The sequence below is a fragment of the Streptomyces sp. CNX435 genome, from assembly GCF_059570575.1.
In genome coordinates this window covers 345,524-365,552 of record NZ_JCANTA010000002.1, presented here as the reverse complement: position 1 = coordinate 365,552, position 20,029 = coordinate 345,524, and the positions used below count along the sequence as shown (strand labels likewise).

General features: G+C 75.6%; 17 protein-coding genes. 7 read left to right on the top strand and 10 right to left on the bottom strand.

Annotated features, from left to right (window positions below):
* Positions 1 to 45: 45 nt before the first annotated feature.
* Positions 46 to 1,059 (bottom strand): DUF6397 family protein, encoded by a 1,014-nt coding sequence (locus tag T328_RS04950; protein ID WP_496494609.1) that lies wholly within the window; start codon positions 1,057 to 1,059, stop codon positions 46 to 48.
* Between the two features lie 105 nt (positions 1,060 to 1,164).
* Between T328_RS04950 and T328_RS04945 the strand changes: the two genes are divergently transcribed.
* Positions 1,165 to 1,593, top strand: coding sequence for a PPOX class F420-dependent oxidoreductase (locus T328_RS04945; RefSeq protein ID WP_496494608.1), 429 nt, complete (start codon positions 1,165 to 1,167; stop codon positions 1,591 to 1,593).
* Between the two features lie 36 nt (positions 1,594 to 1,629).
* On the opposite strand, the gene T328_RS04940 is transcribed toward T328_RS04945, so the two are convergent.
* From T328_RS04940 to T328_RS04910, 7 genes are all read right to left on the bottom strand, one after another.
* Positions 1,630 to 2,244 (bottom strand): GTP-binding protein, encoded by a 615-nt coding sequence (locus tag T328_RS04940; RefSeq protein WP_496494607.1) that lies wholly within the window; start codon positions 2,242 to 2,244, stop codon positions 1,630 to 1,632.
* Positions 2,225 to 2,644, bottom strand: coding sequence for a DUF742 domain-containing protein (locus tag T328_RS04935; protein ID WP_496494606.1), 420 nt, complete (start codon positions 2,642 to 2,644; stop codon positions 2,225 to 2,227). Before T328_RS04935 ends, T328_RS04940 begins: the two co-directional genes overlap by 20 nt.
* Before the next feature lie 18 nt (positions 2,645 to 2,662).
* Entirely contained in the window at positions 2,663 to 3,100 is a 438-nt protein-coding gene (locus tag T328_RS04930) for a roadblock/LC7 domain-containing protein (protein WP_496494605.1), read from the bottom strand.
* On the bottom strand, positions 3,097 to 6,285 hold the full coding sequence (locus T328_RS04925) for a sensor histidine kinase (protein WP_496494604.1): 3,189 nt from the start codon (positions 6,283 to 6,285) through the stop codon (positions 3,097 to 3,099). The genes T328_RS04930 and T328_RS04925 overlap by 4 nt, the downstream gene beginning before the upstream one ends.
* A gap of 78 nt (positions 6,286 to 6,363) precedes the next feature.
* Positions 6,364 to 7,143, bottom strand: coding sequence for an MHYT domain-containing protein (locus T328_RS04920; protein ID WP_496494603.1), 780 nt, complete (start codon positions 7,141 to 7,143; stop codon positions 6,364 to 6,366).
* Positions 7,144 to 7,366: 223 nt separating this feature from the next.
* Entirely contained in the window at positions 7,367 to 7,549 is a 183-nt protein-coding gene (locus tag T328_RS04915; protein ID WP_496494602.1) for a tail-anchor membrane protein, read from the bottom strand.
* Positions 7,550 to 7,670: 121 nt separating this feature from the next.
* Positions 7,671 to 8,723 carry a fatty acid desaturase family protein gene (locus T328_RS04910; RefSeq protein ID WP_496494601.1) on the bottom strand — a complete coding sequence of 351 codons (1,053 nt, stop codon included), beginning with the start codon at positions 8,721 to 8,723 and terminating at the stop codon, positions 7,671 to 7,673.
* A gap of 241 nt (positions 8,724 to 8,964) precedes the next feature.
* Here T328_RS04910 and T328_RS04905 point away from each other — a divergent pair, with 241 nt between their 5' ends.
* Together T328_RS04905 and T328_RS04900 are read left to right on the top strand one after the other, a co-directional pair.
* The gene (locus T328_RS04905; RefSeq protein ID WP_496494600.1) at positions 8,965 to 12,021 is read left to right on the top strand and encodes an SCO1167/SCO6262 family helicase; all 3,057 of its coding nucleotides are present in this window, start codon (positions 8,965 to 8,967) and stop codon (positions 12,019 to 12,021) included.
* Positions 12,021 to 13,469, top strand: coding sequence for an SWIM zinc finger family protein (locus T328_RS04900; RefSeq protein WP_496494599.1), 1,449 nt, complete (start codon positions 12,021 to 12,023; stop codon positions 13,467 to 13,469). The genes T328_RS04905 and T328_RS04900 overlap by 1 nt, the downstream gene beginning before the upstream one ends.
* Positions 13,470 to 13,587: 118 nt before the next feature.
* On the opposite strand, the gene T328_RS04895 is transcribed toward T328_RS04900, so the two are convergent.
* Positions 13,588 to 14,490 (bottom strand): LysR substrate-binding domain-containing protein, encoded by a 903-nt coding sequence (locus T328_RS04895; RefSeq protein WP_496494598.1) that lies wholly within the window; start codon positions 14,488 to 14,490, stop codon positions 13,588 to 13,590.
* An 83-nt stretch (positions 14,491 to 14,573) separates the two neighbouring features.
* Here T328_RS04895 and T328_RS04890 point away from each other — a divergent pair, with 83 nt between their 5' ends.
* Entirely contained in the window at positions 14,574 to 15,692 is a 1,119-nt protein-coding gene (locus tag T328_RS04890; protein WP_496494597.1) for an alpha/beta fold hydrolase, read from the top strand.
* A gap of 93 nt (positions 15,693 to 15,785) precedes the next feature.
* Here T328_RS04890 and T328_RS04885 read toward each other — a convergent pair whose 3' ends face one another.
* Positions 15,786 to 16,949: a citrate synthase gene (locus T328_RS04885; RefSeq protein WP_496494596.1), complete on the bottom strand. Its 1,164-nt coding sequence runs from the start codon at positions 16,947 to 16,949 to the stop codon at positions 15,786 to 15,788.
* A gap of 101 nt (positions 16,950 to 17,050) precedes the next feature.
* Between T328_RS04885 and T328_RS04880 the strand changes: the two genes are divergently transcribed.
* The 3 genes from T328_RS04880 (at position 17,051) to T328_RS04870 (ending at position 20,028) form a co-directional block, all read left to right on the top strand.
* Positions 17,051 to 18,289: a citrate synthase gene (locus T328_RS04880; RefSeq protein ID WP_496494595.1), complete on the top strand. Its 1,239-nt coding sequence runs from the start codon at positions 17,051 to 17,053 to the stop codon at positions 18,287 to 18,289.
* 132 nt (positions 18,290 to 18,421) lie between these two features.
* The gene (locus T328_RS04875; RefSeq protein ID WP_496494594.1) at positions 18,422 to 19,216 is read left to right on the top strand and encodes a basic amino acid ABC transporter substrate-binding protein; all 795 of its coding nucleotides are present in this window, start codon (positions 18,422 to 18,424) and stop codon (positions 19,214 to 19,216) included.
* Positions 19,213 to 20,028, top strand: a complete 816-nt coding sequence (locus tag T328_RS04870) for an amino acid ABC transporter permease (protein ID WP_496494593.1) — start codon at positions 19,213 to 19,215, stop codon at positions 20,026 to 20,028. The genes T328_RS04875 and T328_RS04870 overlap by 4 nt, the downstream gene beginning before the upstream one ends.
* Position 20,029 lies beyond the last annotated feature (1 nt).

Below are 20,029 nucleotides of genomic sequence, written 5' to 3'. Positions count from 1 at the left end.
CACACCGCCCGGCCGCGCAGCCGCCGCGCCACCCGCCCGCCCGCCTCAGCGCGGCAGGCCCGTGCGGCGTCTGCGGCCGCGCCGGAGCCAGTTGAGGCTGCCGCGCCGTGGTCGCGTCGCTCCCGCCGGCCGCGCCGGTGGCGCGCCTGAAGGTGGCGCGCCGCCCGGGGGCGCCGCCGGGATCGGGACCGCGGGCGGCGCCGCGCGCTCGGCCCGTGCGGCCTGCAGCTCCACCGCCAGACCCAGCCGGAAGCCGAGCGCCTCGTCGTCGGTCTCCGCGAGCAGCACGCCCTCCACCACCCGGCGGGCCGTCTCGCTCCCCCCGCGCACCGGGGCGACCAGCTCCGCCCGCCGCTCGACGACGCGCGCCCGCTCCCCGGCGTCAGGCACCTCCTCCGCCAGCTCCGCGTCGCCCAGCACCGCCGCATACGCGCCCGCCCGCTCCCACGGGTCGACCCGCTCCGCGAGCAGCTGCTCCACCCGCCGCTGCCGCCACCCGCGGGCCCGGCCGTCCGCGCCGTCGGCCAGCTCCACCCGCATCGCCGGCGGCAGCGGTCCCCGCAGCAGCCCCGGCTCCCGCTCCCCGAACTCCTCCACCTCCGCCGCGAGATACAGCCAGACGACGAGGCGATACCGGTTCACGTAGAACCGCGCCGGCGTGAAGCACCCCGCCCGCGCCAGCCGGGTGAACCGGGCGGGCGAGACGCCCAGCTCCTCCGCCCCCGACACCGTCCCCACCAGCCGCAGCCGCGCGCGCAGCGCCACCGCCGCCGCCCGGGAGCCACCGGCGCCCTCCGCCGCCCGCAGCCGCGCCACCTCGGCCCGCGCCACCCGGCGCCGCCCGCCGGCCCGCTGCGGCGGCTCCGTCAGCACCAGCCCCAGCTGCACCGCCAGCTCCAACTCCCGCGGCAGCAGCCCCAGCTCCGTCGCCGCGCGCCCGAAAGGCAGCAGCTCCGCCCGCTCCCCCGGGCCGCCCCACGCACCCGCGCCGCCGGCCGGCCGCGCCCCCGGCCCCGCGCTCGCACTCGCACCCGCACTCACATCGGTCCGTACCACCATGGTCGTCTCCCCCGTCGCGCCCGAAAGCCCCTTCTCGATTACTCTGAGTGACGACTCTAGCGCGCCGCTTCCCCTCCCGCCTCCCCCTGTGGATAACGTGCTCCCATGGGCGAGAAGATGACCGACGAAGAGTGGCGCACCTTCGTCTCCGCAGGCACCCGCACCGGCAAGCTGGCCACCGTCCGCGCCGACGGCAGCCCCCACGTGGCCCCGATCTGGTTCGTGCTCGACGGCGACGACATCGTCTTCAACACCGGCGCGAACACCGTCAAGGGCCGCAACCTCGCGCGCGACGGCCGCGCCACCCTCTGCGTCGACGACGAACACCCGCCGTTCTCGTACGCCGTCCTCTCCGGCCGCGCCCGGATCACCGAGGACCTCGACGAGATGCGCCGCTGGGCCACGGCCATCGCCGCCCGCTACATGGGCGACGACCAGGCCGAGAGCTACGGCGCGCGCAACGCCGTTCCCGGGGAACTCCTCGTCCGCGTCGGTATCGACACGGTGATCTCCGAAGCCCGCGTCGCCGACTGAGTCACGCCGCGGCGGCCACCGGCACGCCCGGCCCGCTCACCCCAGCGGCTCCGTGCCGACCGTGTCGAGCAGCCGGGCGGTGTGCACCCGCCCGGCGTACTCGACCAGCCTGATCAGCACCTCCTTGCCGGAGTCCCGGTCGCGGGCGTCGCACAGCACGACGGGGGTGCCCTGGTCGAGGTCGAGGGCACGGGCGACCTCGTGGGCGCCGTAGCTGCGCGACTCGGGAAAGCAGTTCACCGCGACGATGAACGGGATGCTGCGGTGCTCGAAGTAGTCCACCGCCGGGAAGCAGTCCTGCAGCCGGCGGGTGTCCGCCAGTACCACCGCACCCAACGCGCCGGTGGCCAGCTCGTCCCAGAGGAACCAGAAGCGGTCCTGGCCGGGCGTGCCGAACAGGTAGACCGCGAGCCCGGAGCGGATCGTGATCCGGCCGAAGTCCATCGCCACGGTGGTCGTGGTCTTCTCGTCCACGCCGCCCGTGTCGTCGACAGCCGTGCCGACCTCGCTCAACTGCTCCTCGGTGCGCAGCGGACGGATCTCGCTGACGGAGCCGACGAGGGTGGTCTTGCCCACCCCGAAGCCACCGGCGATGAGGATCTTCAGCGCCAGCGCGTCGTCGACCCTGCGGTCAGAGGGCGCGGAGTCCATCGATCACTTCTCTCAGGATCTTCTCGTCGGGAAGCTGCGCGGGCGGTACCGGCCTGCTCACCCGTACGCAGCCGAGTTCGACCAGGTCGCCGAGGAGCACCCGCACCACACCCACCGGCAGGTCGGTCTCCGCCGCCAGTTCGGCGACGGACTGGGTCTCGATCCGGCAGAGGCCGACGAGCGCGCGATGCTCGGGACCGAGCGTCTCGACCTCCTTCCCCGCCGCCTCAAGCGCCTCTTCCTCCAGGTCGATGAGCGCGATGAGGTCGAACCGCACCGTGGTCGTCACCGGCCGGGTCCGGCCGCCGGTCATCGCGTACGGGCGGACCAGCGGGCCGGCCTCGGCGTCGTACCAGTGACTGCCGTGGTGCGGAGGGGTGCCACTCATATCTTCAGTCATAACGTGTCACCGCCGTGCTCAGCCCGGATTCCGCGGCTTCGCTGCGGCCGTTCGCGGCGGGGTGTATAGATGCTCGCCCACGCGGGTGACCAGCCGGGCCATCTCGTACGCGACGAGGCCCATGTCCGCGGTGGCGGAGCTGAGCACAGCGAGGCAGGAGCCGTCGCCGGCCGCGGCCACGAAGAGGTAGCCGTCGTCCATCTCGACCATCGTCTGCCGCACGCCGCCGGCCCGGAAGTGCCGGCCGGCGCCCTTGGCGAGGCTGTGGAAGCCGGACGCGACCGCCGCCAGGTGCTCGGCGTCCTCGCGGGAGAGGGTTCCGGAGTTGCCGACGGCGAGGCCGTCGCCGGAGAGCACCACCGCGTGGTGCACGTGGGCGACGCGCTTCACGAGGTCGTCCAGCAGCCAGTCGAGTCCCCCGGATCTGTGCGTGTTCACGGTGTCCGGCTCGATCATGGGCGATCTCCTTCCCTCGACGTGTGCGCGATCTCGTCCGACTCCCGGCGCTCACGGCCCGGTTCGCCGTCGTACGGGCGGCCCGCGGGGCGGCCGCCGCCGCGTAACCAGCCGCTGCGGTAGGCGGCCATGCGTGCGCGCGCCTCTTCCGGCGTGCGCTCCCGCGGTGCGGGCGTGCCGGCGGCGCCGGGCCCCCCGCGCGGTCCGGCGTCTCGGCCGCCGGCATCCGCAATGCCGTCCGCGCCGCCCGCGCCGCCCCCGGTGTCCGCGTCGCCGTCGGGGTCCGGCTCCAGGCGCAGCTGCGGCGCCATGCTCGCCTGCCGTACGCGGTGGGGCAGTTCCGTGACGTCCCCGGGCGACTGGACGGCGGCGGCCTCCTGCCCGGCCCGCCCGGCGTACGTCTCGTACGCGCCGGCGCCCGCCCTCTCCGCCGCCTCGCCCGGGAGCGTCCCCGCGCCGGCCCCGGGCGCCGCGCCGCCCCCCGTACGATCCGCCCCGCCGGCACCCGGCCCGTCCCCCGAACCGTCCGCCGCGACGTCCGCCGGATCCACACCGAGCCGGGCCCGCAGCAGCACCACGTCCTCCCGTGACGCCAGCGCCGCCGGCTCACCCGCTCGACCCACGGCCAGCCCGCGGGGCACAGGGGTCGCGATCCTCGGCCCCGGCAGCGCCCGGCCGGACCGCCGCTCCGGCAGCCCGTTCTTCGTGACGCCGGCGCCGCCGCCCCCGTCCGCCCCGTTCCGCGCCGGTCCTCCGGGCACCCCGGACACCCTGGGTACCCCAGGCAACCCAGGCACCCCAGGCACCCCAGGCACCCTGGACAACTCAGCCGGCCCGGGCGCGACCGGCCCGCCCGGCAGCCCCGTCGCCCCCGGCGCCGGCGGGAACGGCCGCGCCGGCGTCCCGCCCGGCGTCCCCGGCGCCGGCTCCGCCGGCTCCTCGACCGCCGCCTGCAGCAGCGCGGTCGGCAGCAGCACGACGACGGTCGTGCCGCCGTACGCCGACTCCCGCAGGCTGACCTGGATGCCGTGCCGCGCCGCGAGCCGGCTGACGACGAATAGCCCCAGCCGGTCGCTGTCGAAGAGGTCCAGCGCCTCCGACTGCCGGATCCGCCGGTTCGCGGCGGCCAGCGCCTCCTTGCCCATGCCCAGCCCGCGGTCCTCGACCTCGATCGCGTACCCGTTGCCGACCTGCTCGCCGTAGACCCGCACCCTGGTATGCGGGGGCGAGAACTGCGTGGCGTTCTCCACCAGTTCCGCCAGCAGATGCGTCAGGTCGGCCACGGCCGCGCCCACCACGGCCGCGTCGGACAGCGCCCGCACCTCGACCCGCGCGTAGTCCTCCACCTCCGAGACCGCGGCGCGCACCACGCTCTGCAGCGGCACGGGCATCCGCCAGGCCCGACCCGGGGCGGCGCCGGAGAGGATGATCAGGCTCTCGGCGTGCCGCCGCATGCGGGTCGTGAGGTGGTCGAGCCGGAAGAGGTCGTCCAGCTCCTCGGGGTCCTGGGCGCGCCGCTCCATGCTGTCCAGCAGGGCGAGTTGGCGGTGGACGAGCACCTGGCTGCGGCGGGCGAGGTTGACGAACACCCCGGAGATCCCGTTCGCCAGCTCGGCGCGCTCGACGGCGGCGCGCAGCGCCGCGCGGTGCACGGTGGTCAGCGCCTCGCGGACGTGCGCCATCTCGTCGTCTCCCGGGTCGCCCCGGGGCGCCTCGCCAGCGATGTCGATCTCCTGCCCGGCGCGCAGCCTGCGCATCGCGTACGGCAGCTTGCGGCGGGCGAGTTCGAGCGCGGAGTTGCGCAGGTCCACGAGTTCGACGATCAGCCCCCGGCCTATCCGTACCGAGATGACGAGCGCGGCGGCCACGGCGACGAGGCCGAGGACCGCGGCGGCGCCCGAGGGGGTGAGCACGCCGTCGGCGAAGGGGTCGGTGCCGCCGGCGTCCGCGGCGGTCTCCCGCTCCACGTCGCGGAAGGCGCCGGCCACCTCCTGGTACGGGCCCTCCCACGCGCTCGCCGGGGCCGCAGCGACGGCGGCGCCGCCGGAGTCCGCGGCGGCCACCGCCTCCTCCAGCTCGCGGAGGACGTGGTACGCGTCGCTCTCCCGGGCCGTACGCCAGACCGCCGCCTGGCCGCCGTCGAGGTCGGCGGCCGAGCCCTGCTCCAGGGCGGCGCGCGCGGCCACGGCGTCGGCGAAGGCGCGGTGGTGCGCGGCGCTGAGCGAACCGCGCAGCTGCCCGGCGGCCAGCAGCGCGTCCTCGCGGGCGAGCATCTCGCCGGCCCGGCCGAACTCCAGCAGCACGCGGGCCCCGGACGCCGGCTCACCGCCCTGGACGCCGGTCAGCGCGCCGGCGACGCCGAAGGCGTGGTCGACGACCCCGGTGTACCGCGCGTACGTCCGCGGCCAGCCTGTCGTACGCGCCTCGACCTCCGTGCGCAGCCGGGCCAGCGACTCCGCGCCCGAGACGAAGTCGCCGAGCCGGCGGCCGACGTCCCGGGCCAGGTCCGCGCCGTCCGCGACGGTGTGGCCGTCGCCGAGCCGCAGCCGGCCGACGGCCTCGTCGGTGCGGGTGGCCGCCTCCCGGTACGCGTCGCGGTGGTCGTCGCCGGGGCGGGCGAGGTAGCTCGCGGCGGCGCGCCGTTCGTCCTGCAGCGCCGCGACGGCGGCGGCGAGCGGCTCCCGAACCCGGGTCTCGGCCTGTTCGAGCTGGCGCAGCCGGGAGACGTCCTGGGCGGTGCCGACGGTGGCGTGGCCCCAGAGCGCGATCAGCGAGACGACGGGCACGGTCAGCAGGCAGATGACCCGTGCCCGTACGGTACGGGGCCCGAGTCGCCGGCGCCGCCCGCGGTGCCCGGGCGCGGGGGCCGTAGGGGCACCCGGTCCCCCGGCATCCGCGGCGCCCGACCCGTCGGACCCGTGTGACGCGCCCGCCCGCTGCGGTGAAGCCGACGTGTCCGGCCCGTCCGGCCCGTACCGCTCGTCCGGCCCGTCCGGCAGATACGCCCGCTCCCAGGCGCTCGGCCCCGGCGGCTCGGGCTCGTCGGCAGGCGGCCCCGCGTGCGCCCGCCGGCCGCGCGCCGGTGCCGGCACCGGCGGCGCGGCCCCGCCCGCGGGGCGCCCGGCGGGCCGCTCGGGCGGGGAACCGGACGGGCCGCTCGGCGGGTTGCTGTCCGGTGTTCGCATGGCCACCTCTTGTCGGGGTTTGCGGGACCGGTCCGACCCGCGGGGTCCGTTCCGGCGTTGCGGACGCGGCGCGGCCTGCTAGACCGCGCCGGGCGCTCGGGTCAGGCGCTGGGCGGAGACGGTGGCGGCGCGTTCCGCGGCGGTCGGCGTGAGCGCGACGAACGCCGAGGTGAGGAAGAGGTACGAGCCGAGGCCGACGGTCAGCGGGAAGACGAACTGCGTGGCGGTCGCCCCGGTCAGGGCCCCTGTCGAGGGGGCGACGACCACGGACACGGCGGCCATCCCGGTGTAGTGCATGCTGGTGACCGCCGCCCCCATGACCAGAGAGGCGAGCCCCACGGCGAGCGGCGAGCGGATGTTGAGCGCGGCCCACAGCGCGGCGGTGGCAGCGGCGACCGCGATCAGGACGGAGAGGGCCACGGCCGGGAGGTCGTAGCCGATCGAGCCGTGCAGGCGCACGGCGGACATCCCGATGTAGTGCATGGCGGCCACGCCGAGGCCGGTGGCGAGGCCGGCGACCAGCAGGGCGGGGCCGCGGGCGCGGCCGTGGCCGAGCGCGAAGGCCCCGGCGCCGGCGACTGCCATGGCGACGACGAGGCTGAGGACGGTACGGGGGATGTCGTACCGGATCTCGGTGCCGCTGACGGTGAAGCCCAGCATGGCGATGAAGTGCATCGTCCATATGCCGGTGCCGATGGCGGACGCGGCGGTCAGCAGCCAGTTGCGCCGGGAGCGGGCGGTGGGGGCCGCCAGCGCCTGGACGGTGCAGCGCAGCCCGAGCGCGGCGCCGATGCACGCCATCACGTACGAGAGGACGGGTGTCAGCCACCCGTAGGCTGCGTGGTCGAGGTGTCCCATGTCTCAGGGACGCTAGTCCGGTTGGGGGCGCACGACCGGGGCGCATGCCAAACCTGACTGAATTTGACAGGGTCATGCCCTCGACCGATCAGGACCGGCCTAAAGAGGCACACCCCTGGCGGGTTTCTCATGGCCCCCCTTGTGCACGCCCCACCGTGTGCACGCCCCTCCTTGTGCACGCACCGTCGGCGCGGTCACGTGCCTCCAGCGGAGGGGCGCACGCTCAGCGACCCAGCTCCTTGCGGGTCACCCTCCTGAGCCGGCGGCGCTGTTTGGGGTCCAGCGTCAGGTAGGCGGCCACCGGCACACCGACGATCACCAGCACGGCGATCCAGAAGGAGGTCAGCCACCACAGCAGCAAGCCGACCGCCACCCCGCCGGCCGCGACTTTCCCTCGATTCGACATCTTCCTGCCTCCTACAGCGGCGGCACACCGCCCTCGACTGGGGAACGGCCACGCCGCTCCCCCGGTTCCTTTATCCCATGACCGGAGCCGGAGGGCGTCATACATGTGGATGAGGGACCCATTACGGGACGGGAGGGGTGCGCAGCGGCTCGCCGACCTCGTGCATGTGCTCCAGCGCCAGCCGGTACGACTCCACGGCGCTGGTCTGCGCGTACGGCAGTCCGAGCGCGGCGCAGTGGGCGCGCACCAGCGGCTGGACGCGGCGCAGGTGGGGGCGGGGCATGTTGGGGAAGAGGTGGTGCTCGATCTGGTAGTTCAGGCCGCCCATGAGCCAGTCGGTGAGGGCGCCGCCGCGCACGTTGCGGGAGGTGAGCACCTGGCGGCGCAGGTGGCCCCAGTCGTCGTCGCCGGCCTCGGGCATCTCCATGCCCTTGTGGTTGGGCGCGAAGCACATCCCGAGGTGCAGGCCGAAGACCGCGTGCTGCACCAGCGCGAAAACGACCGCCTTGCCGGGCGACATGGCGGTCAGCAGCAGGGCGGCGTAGCCGATCACGTGGGCGCTGAGGAGCACCGCTTCGACGCGGCGCTCGCGCGGGTCCTGCTGGCGCAGGTCCTGCCAGCTGGAGACCTTCAGCGCGATGCCCTCCAGGAGCAGCATCGGGAAGAACAGGGCCGCCTGGTGGCGGGTGAGCCAGCAGGCGAAGCCCTCGCGCTGCGCGGCCTGGCGCTGGGTCCAGACCAGCGCGCCGACGCCGACGTCCGGGTCCTTGTCGACGTGGTTGGGGTTGGCGTGGTGGCGGTTGTGCTTGTCCGTCCACCAGTGGTAGCTCATGCCGATCAGCAGGTTGCCGTGGAAGAGCCCGAGAGCCCGGTTGGCCCGGCGGGTGCCGGCGATCTGCGCGTGGCCGGAGTCGTGGCCGATGAAGGCGGTCCGGGTGGTGAAGACGGCGGCGGGGACCGCGAGGAAGAGCGTCCACCAGGTGTTGCCGAGGAGGTGGATGCCGACGCCGGTGGCGGCGAGCGACAGCAGCGTGATCGCGATGCTGCCCCCGTACCAGCCGCGGCGCCGCCGCAGCAGCCCGGCGGCCTTCACCTCCCGCAGCAGCGGGGTGAACTCCGAACTCCTGGCGTTCGGTGCCCCCTTGGCGGACGGTGTGGCAGTGGCCTGCTGCATGGCGCCTCCGGTCTCTCGGTTCGAGGACCTCGACGCTACGGAACCGGACAGCGCGGCGCGATGACGTCAGCACCCGGAACGCCCGGGTGCAATCCACCCGGCACAAGGTAGTGCCAGATACACCCCCCACAAGACCGCCCACGGAAAAGTGAAGTTGATCACGCTGCGACGGCGTCCGGGAACGCGACGCCTGGAGTACTCTCGACCGCCCGGTAGTCAAACTTGAGGAGTGCGTCCGTACGTGACCGCCCTTCCCCCGCTCTCCCAATGCGCCGCCGTCTTCCTGCCCGCCGACCCCGCCCGTACCGGCCGGATGGCCTTCTGGCTCCCGGCCCCCGCGGACTCCGCCGGGGACGGCGGCCCCGCCGCCGGCCCGCCCGGCCACGCCCGCGGCACCCGCGCCGGGCTGAGAGTCGCCGTCCCGGGCGGCGGCACCCGCGAGGTGCCGGCGCTGCTGCTGCCCGCCGCGGACGCGGTGCCCGTGCTCACCCGCGCCCGGGCGGCGCACGCCGCCGGCGCGGACGGCGTGCATCCGGCCGCGGTGTTCTGGGGCACCGCCGCGCTGCTGGCGCTGCGGCTCGCCGCCCGCGGCAAGCTGCTGCCGGGGCTGAGCGAGGGCGCGTACGACGCCTGGCGCTGCGGGCCCCTGGGCGAGGACGACGTACGGCAGCTGCGGGAGCTGGCGGCGGCGATGCCGCCGGAGGCGCACGCGGCGCCGCTGCCGGCCGGCGGGGCGCCCGGCCCGTACGGTCCGGGGGACGGGCCCGGTCCGTACGCCCCGGAAGGGCTCCCGGGCACGTACGACCCGGAAGGCGTGCCGGGCTCGTACGACCCGCACGCGGCCGGCCCCGGCGGCGAGGAAGGCGCGCACGGCGCGGGCCCCGGCGCCGCAGGCCCTGTCCTCCTCCCGGCACCCGAGCCGCTGCTGACCGCCTTCCTCGACGCCGTCGCCGACGGCCTCCCCCGCTCCCCCGCCGCCGTCCTCGCCGCCGGCGGCCGGGCCTTCGCCGCGCCCGAGCCGCGGCACGTCCCCGAGCGGCGCGCCTGGGCGGACGACGTCGCCGCCGGGCACGACGCGGGCATACGGGTCTCGCTGCGCGTCGAGATGGACACCACCGGTGCCCGGCCCGCCTTCCGCGCCGTCGTCCAACTGCACGGCACCGCCGACCCCACGCTCCTCGCCGACGCCGCCGACGTGTGGGCCGGCACGGCCGCGCACTTCGGCCCCGGCGCCCGCATGCAGGCCCTCCTCACCCTGCGCCGTGCCGCCCACGCCTGGGACGCACTCGCCCCGCTGCTCTCGGCCGCCGTACCGGACGCCGTCGACCTCGGCGACGACGACCTCGCCGCCCTCCTCGGCCCGGGCGCCCGCGACCTGGCCGCCGCCGGCATCGAGATCCACTGGCCCCGCGACCTGACCCGCCACCTCACCGCCCGCGCCGTCGTCGGCCCCGCCGACGACCCGGCCGGCCGGCGCGCCGGGCCCTCCTACCTGTCGGCCGACGCCCTCGTCGCGTTCGGCTGGCGCTACGCGGTCGGCGACGTGGAGCTGACCCGCGCCGAGCTGGACCGGCTCGCCGAAGCCGCCCGCCCGGTGGTGCGGCTGCGCGACCGCTGGGTGCTCGTCGACCCCGAGTCGGTACGCCGCGCGCTCGACCGCAAGGGCGCCGACCTGACCCCCGTCGACGCCCTCGGCGCCGCGCTCACCGGCGAGATCGACGACCCGGCCGTGCCCGGCGGGCGCGTCGAGGTCGCCGCGAGCGGCTGGCTGGACGCGCTGCGCGAACGCATCGCCGACCCGGAGCGGGACAGTGAGCCGGCCGCCCCGCCCGCGGCCCTCGCCGCCACGCTGCGCGACTACCAGCTGCGCGGCCTCGGCTGGCTGCGCCGCATGACCTCCCTCGGCCTCGGCGGCTGCCTCGCCGACGACATGGGCCTGGGCAAGACCATCACGCTCATCTCCCTGCACCTGGACCGCCAGGAGCGGGACGAGACGGCGGGCCCGACGCTGGTGGTCTGCCCGGCCTCGCTCCTCGGCAACTGGCAGCGGGAGATCGAGCGCTTCGCGCCCGGGACGCCGGTGCGCCGCTTCCACGGCGCCGGCCGGTCGCTGGCGGCGCTCGCGGACGGCGAGTTCGTGCTCACGACGTACGGGACGATGCGGCTCGACGCCGAGCGGCTGGCGGCGGCGGGCTGGTCGCTCGTCGTCGCCGATGAGGCGCAGCACGTCAAGAACCCCTTCTCCGCGACCGCGAAGGCGCTGCGCACCATCCCGTCCCGGGCGCGGGTGGCGCTGACCGGCACGCCGGTGGAGAACAACCTCTCCGAGCTGTGGGCGATCCTCGACTGGACCACCCCGGGGCTGCTCGGCCCGCTGCGGAGGTTCCGTACCCGCTACGCCGACGCGGCCGAGTCGAGCGCGGGGTGGACGGGCGGGGGCGAAGGCGCCGCCGACGCCGCCGAGCGGCTGGCCCGGCTCGTACGCCCCTTCCTGCTGCGCCGCCGCAAGTCCGACCCGGGCATCGTGCCGGAGCTGCCGCGCAAGACCGAGACCGACCGGGCGGTGGCGCTGACCGCCGAACAGGCCGGGTTGTACGAGGCGGTGGTGCGCGAGACGCTGGCCGCGATCTCCGGCGCGGACGACATGGCCAGACGCGGGCTGATCATGAAGTTGATGACCGCGCTGAAGCAGATATGCAACCACCCCGCGCAATATCTCAAAGAGGACGACCCGCGCATCCCCGGGCGCTCGGGGAAGCTCGAACTCCTCGACGAGCTGCTGGACGTGATCCTCGCCGAAGGCGGCGGCGCGCTGGTCTTCACCCAGTACGTGCAGATGGCCCGGCTGCTCCAGACCCACCTCACGGCCCGCGGCGTCCCCACCCAACTGCTGCACGGCGGCACGCCGGTGGCGGAGCGCGAGGAGATGGTGCGGCGCTTCCAGGACTGTCCCCCGGACGAGGCACCGCCGGTCTTCCTGCTCTCGCTGAAGGCCGCCGGCACCGGCCTCAACCTCACCCGCGCCGGACACGTCGTGCACTACGACCGCTGGTGGAACCCCGCCGTCGAGGCGCAGGCCACCGACCGCGCGTACCGCATCGGGCAGACGCAGCCCGTGCAGGTCCACCGGCTCGTCGCCGAGGGCACGATCGAGGACCGCATCGCGCAGATGCTGCAACGCAAGCAGGGCCTGGCTGACGCCGTCCTCGGCGGCGGCGGCGAGGCCGCGATCACCGAACTGTCCGACGAGCAGCTGGCGGAGCTGGTCCGGCTGGCCGGGCCGCGAGGGGGCGAGTGATGACGGAGCCGGAGGAGCGGGCCTTCGGGGAGCGGGCCGTCGAGGAGCTGACTTTCGACGCGCTGCCGCCGAGCCAGGGGCGCGGGTTCGCCCAGACGTGGTGGGGGCGGGCGTGGCTGAAGGCGCTGGAGGACACGGTGCTGGACGGCACGCTGCTGCGGCGCGGGCGCAAGCACGCGCGGGCGGGCGCGGTGGGCGCCGTGGCGGTGCGGCCGGGGCGGATCACGGCGCGGGTGCTGGGCGCGGACCGTACGCCATACCGCACGGACGTGCTCGTCCAGCAGCTCGACGACGCCGACTGGGAGCGGCTGCTGGACACCATCGCGGACCGCGCCGGCCACATCGCGGCGCTGCTGGACCGGGACATGCCGCCGGAGCTGGACGAGGACGCGGCGGCGGCCGGGGTGGCCCTGCTGCCGGGGATCGGGGACCTGCAGCCGGAGTGCGGCTGCGAGGAGTGGGACCACTGCGAGCACACGGCGGCGCTGAGCTACCACCTGGCGCGGCTGCTGGACGCGGACCCGTTCGTGCTGCTGCTGATGCGGGGGCGGGGCGAGGCGCGACTGCTGGCCGACCTGCAGGAGCGGAGCGCGGCGCGGGGTTCCGCGGCGGACGCGGATTCCGCGGGGGCGCCGGGCATACGTGCCGACGAGGCGTACGCGGCGGCGGGGTCGCTGCCGCCGCTGCCGCCTCCGCCCGGGCCCGTCGCGGAGCCGGGTGCACCCCCGGTGCTCACCGGCGGCGCGGAGCCGACGCCGGGGCTGGACGTGGCGGCGCTGGAGTTCCTGGTCGCGGACACGGCGGTACGGGCCCGCCGGCTGCTCGCCGACGCGCTGGCGCCGGGCCATGCGCGGGCGCCGCTGCCGCGGGAGCTGACGGTGCCGGAGGATGCGGTCCGGATGGCCGCGGCGGCCAGGCCCGCGGCCGACGAGGCGGTACGGGCGAAGACGGGCGGACCGGGCGGCGATTCGGCCCGGGCGGGCGGCGGCCCGGAGGGAGAGGGCGCGGCGGCCGGGGCGGGAGCGCAGTCGGCGGACGGCGCGGGACAGCGGGCCGAGCGGTCCGCGGCGGGCGGCGCGGCGGCTCGTGTCGCGGTCCGGCTGGCCCGCGGCAGCGGGCGCGACCGGGGTGCGATGGAGCGCGCGGTACGGGCCTGGCGGCAGGGCGGCGCCGCGGGGCTCGCGGTGCTGGAGGACGACTGGACGCCGGACCCGGCGGCGCTGGCCCGCGCCACGGACCAACTGGCCGCCGCCTGGGAGCCGGGCGCCCGCCCCCGCCTCCGCGCCGCGGGCGGCCGCTGGACGGCGGTGGGCACGGGCGCCCAGCTCCGCTACGGCCGCGACGGCCGCTGGTGGCCGTACCGCAAGGAGGGCACCGCCTGGACCCCGGCAGGCCCGCCGACCCCGGATCCGGCGGTGGCGCTGGCAACGGTGTTGGGGGACTCCTAGCCGCGGTCCGACCGTGACCGGCCACGCCGCAGGCGGGCCACGCCGCCGCCTGCGGCGTGCGGCGTGGCCGTGAGGCGCGGGGCCCGCAGGGCCGTCGTCCCGTGCCCCGCGCCGCGGCTCAGCTCTCCGGCCGCGTTCCGCCCGCCACCGCGGTCAGTACCTCCAGAGCCGCCGCGCGGGCCGGATTGGGGTGGGTGTGCGGCCAGGCGGCCACCAGGTCCACCTGCGGGGCGGACGCCAGCGGGCGGAACGCCACCCCCGGCCGGGCAAGGGCTCGTTGAGAGGCGGGGACCAGGGAGACGCCCGTGCCCGCCGCCACCAGCGCCGTGATCGTCTGCATCATCACCGCCTCCTGCGCCACCTCCGGCGGCGGGCCGCCGTCGCCGCGGCAGTAATCCGTAATGAGGTCGTACATCCACGCACCCTTCTCCCGCGGGAAGCGGACGAAGGGCTCGCCGCGCAGGTCCGCGGACGTGAGGCGGGGCAGCCGGGCCAGACGGTGGTCCGCGGGGAGCGCGGCGACCAGCGGCTCCCGCGTGATCAACCGGGTGCGCAGACCCGCCGGGAGGGGTGACGGCGGGCGGAGGAGGCCGAGGTCCAGCTCGCCGCGGGCGAAGCCGGCCAGTTGCTCGGAGCTGGTCAGCTCGCGCAGCGCGACGTCCAGGTCGGGGTACCGCGCCCGCATCACCGGCATCACGCGGGGCAGCAGCTCGTCCGTCACCGAGCCGACGAACCCCAGCGCAAGCCGCCCCAGTTCACCGGCCGCCGTGCGCTGCGCCACGCGCGCCGCGTGCGCGGCGCGGGCGACCGTCTCCCGCGCCTCCGGCAGGAACGCCGCCCCCGCCGGGCTGAGCGCGACCCGCCGCCGGTTACGGGTCAGCAGCTCCACGCCGAGGTCGGTCTCCAGCCGCCGGATCTGCTGGGAGAGCGCGGGCTGGGCGATGCCCAGCCGGCCCGCGGCCCGGCCGAAGTGCAGCTCCTCAGCGACGGCGACGAAGTATCGCAACTGGCGCAGCTCCATGAGGTCAGGTTATAAGCAATATCGATCAGTTGATGCACAGAGATAGCTTGTTCGTCTCACCGACCGCGCCTACGGTCTCCGGCATGCGGAGACGACACTTCCTGGGCGCCGCCGCCGGCGCCGGCGGCCTCGCCGCCACGGCGACCCCCTACGCGGCCGCCGCTTCCCGCCGTACGACCGCCGCGGAGCAGAGCGCGGCCGTGCCCGGATACGACGACGGCCTGGTACGCCGGGACTTCACGACCCGCGGCGCCGACGGCGTCCGGATCTTCGTCCGCGAGGTCACCGACCCCCGCCGGACCCACCGCGGAGCGCCCCTGCTCCTCGTGCACGGCGCCCGGCCGGACGGCACCTCCGCGTTCGACCTCCCCGTGCCCGGCGGCTCGCTCGCCGCCGACCTCGTACGGGCCACCGACCGCCCCGTCTACGTCATGGACCTGCGCGGCTTCGGCGGCTCCGACCTCCCGCCCGGCATGCGCGCCCCCGCCGACGACACCGAGCCGCAGGTCCGCTCCGACGAGGCCGTCGCCGACATCGGCACCGCCGTCGCCTTCCTCCGCCGCCGCCACCGCGCCACCCGGCTCGCCGCGCTCGGCTGGGCGACCGGCGGGCACTGGCTGGGGATGTACGCCGCGCTGCACACCGACCGGATCACCGACCTCGTCGTGCTCAACACCCTCTACTCGGGCGCGAGCGACTGGCCCCTGCAGGGCGAGCTGGCGGACCCCGACCGCCCCGGCGAGCCGCTGCCCCAGCCCGGCTGGCGCGCGGTCACGGCCGACTCGCTGACCGCCCGCTGGGACGCCGGGCTGCCCGCCGGCCAGGACCCCGACGCGCGCCGCGACCCGGCGGTACGGGCCGCGTACCGCGAGGCCGCGCTGCGCCACGGCCCGCCGGCCGACCCGTCCGTACCGCCGAGCTTCCGCAACCCGACCGGGCCGCTGGTCGACGCCTTCTACCTCGCGCAGGGGCGACAGTTCTACGACGCCGGCCTCATCAGCGCCCGGACCCTCGTGCTCCGCGGCGCGGAGGACTTCTGGTCCCGGCCCGAGGACGCCGAGCTGCTCGGGCGGCACCTCTCCCGCGCCGCGGAGGCCCGGGTGCGCACCCTGCCCGGCGCGTCGCACTACCTCCACCTGGAGCGCCCGGCCTTCGGCCGCGACCGGCTGCTGGCCGAGGTACGGGACTTCCTCGCCGGCTGACACCCTCGCCGGCCCGCGGTCCCCCCGGACCCGGCCCGGTCCCGGCCGGGGCCGGGCGGGGTCCGGGCCGGAGGGCCGGGGCGTTCCCGCCCCTCAGGACGCCGACGGGATCGGCTGCGGCGGGGGCGGGCCGACGTACCGGGCCGCGGGGCGGATGATCTTGCTGTCCTCCGCCTGCTCCAGCACGTTCGCGCTCCAGCCCACCACCCGCGCCGACGCGAACGTCGGCGTGAACATCTCCCGCGGCAGCCCGCACTGCTCCATCACCACGCCCGCGTAGAACTCCACGTTCGCGTGCAGCTCCCGCCCCGGCTTCAGCTCCGCGAGTATCTCCACCACCCGCCGCTCGACCTGCACCGCGAACTCCACCAGCGGCCCGCCGAACGACTCCGCGAACCCGCGCAGCAGCCGCGAGCGCGGGTCCTCCGTGCGGTAGACCGCGTGCCCGAAGCCCATGATCCGCTCCCCCGCCAGCACCCGGTCGCGGATCCACGGGTCGATGCGGTCCGGCGTGCCGATCGCGTCGAGCGTGTCCAGCGCCCGGCTCGGCGCGCCGCCGTGCAGCGGACCGGACAGTGCGCCGACCGCGCCGACGAGGCAGGCGGCCAGGTCCGCGCCGGTGGAGGCGATGGTGCGGGCGGTGAAGGTCGAGGCGTTGAAGCCGTGGTCGACGGTGGAGATCAGGTACGCCTCGATCGCCCGCGCGCGGGCGGGGTCGGGCTCCTCGCCGGTGAGCATGTACAGGTAGTTGGCGGCGTACGGCAGGTCGTCGCGCGGCTCGACGGGTTCCTGGCCCTGGCCGATGCGGTGCAGCGCGGTCAGCAGCGTGGGCACCATCGCGCACGCCGCGAGCGCGTTCTCGCGGCGCCGCTCCGGCGTGAGGTCGTACAGCGGCCGGAAGCCGGCCGCCGCGCCGGCCTGGGAGAGCGCGGTACGGAGCCCGGCGAGCGGGCCCGCGAGCACGCCGGAGCGGGCGATGCCCGGCAGCGCGTCGCGCAGGTCGTCCGGCAGGTGACGCAGCGCGGTGGTGCGCGCGGTGAACTCGGCGCGCTGCGCGGCGTCGGGCAGTTCGCCCTCGAACATCAGGTGCCAGACGTCCTCGAAGGTCCGCTCGCGGGCCAGGTCCACCGCGGAGTACTGGCGGTAGTGGTAGAAGCCCTCGCGGCCGCGTACGTCGCCCAGCCGGGTCTCGGTGACGACGACGCCGCTGAGCCCCCGCGGGGCGGGGGCAGGGGTGTCAGCCCGGGGTGTGGCCATGCCGGTCTCCCTCTCTCATTTATTGATTAGACTGTCCACCCTTGATTCAATAGGTGTCAATCTTGATCGGATCAATACGAAGAGGGGGAGGTGACGAGCCGATGGACGAGCTGAGCACGCGCGAGGCCGCGGAGCGGCTGGGCGTGAAGCCCGAGACCGTCTACGCCTACGTCAGCCGGGGCCTGCTGAGCAGCCGCAAGGCGCCCGGAGGCCGCGGCAGCCGGTTCGACGCCCGGGAGGTCGACGCGCTCGCCCGCCGCCACCGCCGCCCGCACGCCGCCACCGCCGCCGCCGCGGAGGACGGCGGGGCCCAGGCCGGCACCCCGGTCCGTACGGGCATCACGCTCATCGAGCGCGACCGGTACTACTTCCGCGGCGTGGACGCCACCGCGCTGGCCGCCGCGTACGGCTACGAGGAGGTCGCCGACTGGCTGTGGACCGGCCGCCTCACCCCCGGCGTCCGCTTCACCGCCCCGCCCGAGCTGCTGGCCGCCGCCGTCGCCGCCGTCGCCGCCCTGCCCGCCCACGCCGGCCCCGTGGACCGGCTACGCGCCGCCGCGGTCGCCGCCGCCGCGGCCGACCCGCTGCGCTTCGACCTCGCCGACGAGGCCGTCCGCGCCACCGCCCGCGGCCTGGTCGCCACCATGGCCGCCGCGCTCCCCCTCGCCGGCCCCGCGCACGAGCCGTCCGCCCCCGTGGCCCGCCGGCTGTGGGCGCGGCTGACGGCGCTGCCGCCCGACCCCGGCTTCGTACGCTGCCTGGACACCGCGCTCACCCTGCTCATCGACCACGACCTGGCGGCCTCCACCCTCGCCACCCGCGTCGCCGCCTCCGCCCGCGCGCACCCGTACGCCGTCGTCTCCACCGGCCTCGGCGCCCTCGACGGCCCGCTGCACGGCGCCGCGAGCGGGCTCGCGCACAGGATGCTCGCCGAGGCGCTGGCGCGCGGCAGCGCCGCCGCCGTGGTCTCCGACCACCTGCGCGCCGGGCGCCGCGTCCCGGGCCTGGGCCACCGGCTGTACCCGGGGGCGGACCCGCGCGCCGAGGTGCTGTTCACGCTGCTGGACGGGATCCCGCGGGCCGCCGCGGCGCTGGCCGCCGCCCGCGAGGTCGCCGAGATCACCGCGCGGCACGTGTCCGTACGGCCGAACGTCGACCTCGCGCTCGCCGTGCTGACGGTGTCGGCGGACATGCCGCCGGAGGCGGGCGAGACGGTGTTCGCGGTGGCACGCACGGCCGGCTGGGTCGCGCACGCGCTGGAGGAGTACGCCGAGCGCCCCCTGCGCATGCGTCCGAGCGGGCGTTACACCGGTCCGCCCCCCGCACAACCCCTCCCATAGGGAGCGTTAAGGATCATGTGAGCGGCTCCGTTACATGCTCGCAATGACCGGGGCGGAGACACGCGCGTAGACCGGTGGCAGGATGCGCATTCCAGCAGCGCACCACCAGCGCCGACCTGCCCAGGAGGCATCGTGTCGTACCGCCCCCCGCTGCCGCTCATAGCCATTGGCGCGGCGGCCGTGCTCCTCGCCGGGTGCAGCAGCACCGAGAAGTCCGGGCAGAGCGGCGACGTGTCGCTCGTCGAGGACGGGAAGCTCCTCAACTGCACCGGACTGCCGTACGAGCCCTTCGAGTACAAGGACAAGGAGAGCGGTGACATCGTCGGCTTCGACATCGAGCTGATGGATCTCGTCGCCGAGGAGCTGGACGTCGAGCAGGAAGTCATCGACACGCCCTTCGAGGGCATCGAGTCCGGCGCGGTGTTCGCGTCCAACAAGTGCGACCTGTCCGCCGCCGGCATGACCATCACCGAGGAGCGGCAGAAGAAGTTCGCCTTCTCGGACCCGTACTTCGAGGCCACCCAGGCGCTGGCGACGAAGAAGGGCTCCGGCTTCGACTCGCTGGAGTCGCTGAAGGGCGAGCGCCTCGGCGTGCAGATGGACACCACGGGCCAGGAGTACGCGCAGGACAACGCGGACGGCGTCGAGGTCAAGGACTACGAGGACCTCGGGCTGCAGCTGCAGGCGCTGGAGGGCGGGCAGATCCCGGCGGCGATCAACGACAACGGCGTGCTCTACGACTGGGTCAAGGACCGGCCGGAGTTCGAGGTCTCCGCCGAGTTCGACACCGGCGAGCAGTACGGCATCGGCGTCGGCAAGGACAACAAGGAACTGCTCAAGGTGATCAACGACGTCCTCGCGAAGGCGCAGGACGACGGCACCTACGACAAGATCTACAAGAAGTGGTTCGGCGAGGCGCCCCAGTGAAGGAGCCCGGCACCAAGCGCGGCGGCAGGTCCCTGACCCGGCGGCAGCGGGTGAAGCTGGCCCGCGGCGCGCAGTACGGGGTGCTGGTCGCGGCTGCCGCCGCCGTCGGCCTGCTCGCCGACTGGGGCGAGGTCAAGGACGCGTTCTTCAACGTCGACGTCGCGCGGGACCAGTTCCCCGACGTCATCACCACCGCGCTCGTCAACACGGTCACGTACACCGCCCTCGGCTTCGCCTTCGGGCTGGCGCTCGGGCTGCTGCTGGCGCTGATGAAGCTGTCGTCCGTGCCGCCGAACCGGTGGCTGGCGACCGTGTACATCGAGTTCTTCCGCGGCGTGCCCGCGCTGCTGGTGTTCATCGCCCTCGGTTACGGCGTGCCGCTGGCCTTCCAGGTGAACATCAACCTGCTCTTCACCACGATGCTCGCACTCGGCCTGGTCGGGGCCGCGTACATGGCGGAGACGATCCGCGCGGGCATCCAGGCGGTGCCGAAGGGGCAGTTGGAGGCGGCCAGGTCGCTGGGCATGTCGCAGACGCGGGCGATGGTCACGATCGTGATCCCGCAGGCGTTCCGGATCGTGCTGCCGCCGCTGACGAACGAGCTGATCCTCCTCACCAAGGACTCGTCGCTCGTCTACGTCCTGGGGCTGGCGGTGGACGAGCAGGAGCTGACGAAGTTCGGGCGCGACGCGCTGAACGACAACCTGAGCCTGACGCCGATCCTCGTCGCGGGGCTGTGCTACCTCATCATCACCATCCCCCTCGGACATCTCGTCCGGCGGCTAGAGGCGAAGGCGGCGAAGGCCAAGTGAC

Bases quoted from the DNA above. Each gene is read 5' to 3' on its own strand.
- T328_RS04950 (WP_496494609.1), bottom strand. From the start codon at position 1,059: ATGGTGGTACGGACCGATGTGAGTGCGGGTGCGAGTGCGAGCGCGGGG.
- T328_RS04945 (WP_496494608.1), top strand. From the start codon at position 1,165: ATGGGCGAGAAGATGACCGACGAAGAGTGGCGCACCTTCGTCTCCGCA.
- T328_RS04940 (WP_496494607.1), bottom strand. From the start codon at position 2,244: ATGGACTCCGCGCCCTCTGACCGCAGGGTCGACGACGCGCTGGCGCTG.
- T328_RS04935 (WP_496494606.1), bottom strand. From the start codon at position 2,644: ATGACTGAAGATATGAGTGGCACCCCTCCGCACCACGGCAGTCACTGG.
- T328_RS04930 (WP_496494605.1), bottom strand. From the start codon at position 3,100: ATGATCGAGCCGGACACCGTGAACACGCACAGATCCGGGGGACTCGAC.
- T328_RS04925 (WP_496494604.1), bottom strand. From the start codon at position 6,285: ATGCGAACACCGGACAGCAACCCGCCGAGCGGCCCGTCCGGTTCCCCG.
- T328_RS04920 (WP_496494603.1), bottom strand. From the start codon at position 7,143: ATGGGACACCTCGACCACGCAGCCTACGGGTGGCTGACACCCGTCCTC.
- T328_RS04915 (WP_496494602.1), bottom strand. From the start codon at position 7,549: ATGTCGAATCGAGGGAAAGTCGCGGCCGGCGGGGTGGCGGTCGGCTTG.
- T328_RS04910 (WP_496494601.1), bottom strand. From the start codon at position 8,723: ATGCAGCAGGCCACTGCCACACCGTCCGCCAAGGGGGCACCGAACGCC.
- T328_RS04900 (WP_496494599.1), top strand. From the start codon at position 12,021: ATGACGGAGCCGGAGGAGCGGGCCTTCGGGGAGCGGGCCGTCGAGGAG.
- T328_RS04895 (WP_496494598.1), bottom strand. From the start codon at position 14,490: ATGGAGCTGCGCCAGTTGCGATACTTCGTCGCCGTCGCTGAGGAGCTG.
- T328_RS04890 (WP_496494597.1), top strand. From the start codon at position 14,574: ATGCGGAGACGACACTTCCTGGGCGCCGCCGCCGGCGCCGGCGGCCTC.
- T328_RS04885 (WP_496494596.1), bottom strand. From the start codon at position 16,949: ATGGCCACACCCCGGGCTGACACCCCTGCCCCCGCCCCGCGGGGGCTC.
- T328_RS04880 (WP_496494595.1), top strand. From the start codon at position 17,051: ATGGACGAGCTGAGCACGCGCGAGGCCGCGGAGCGGCTGGGCGTGAAG.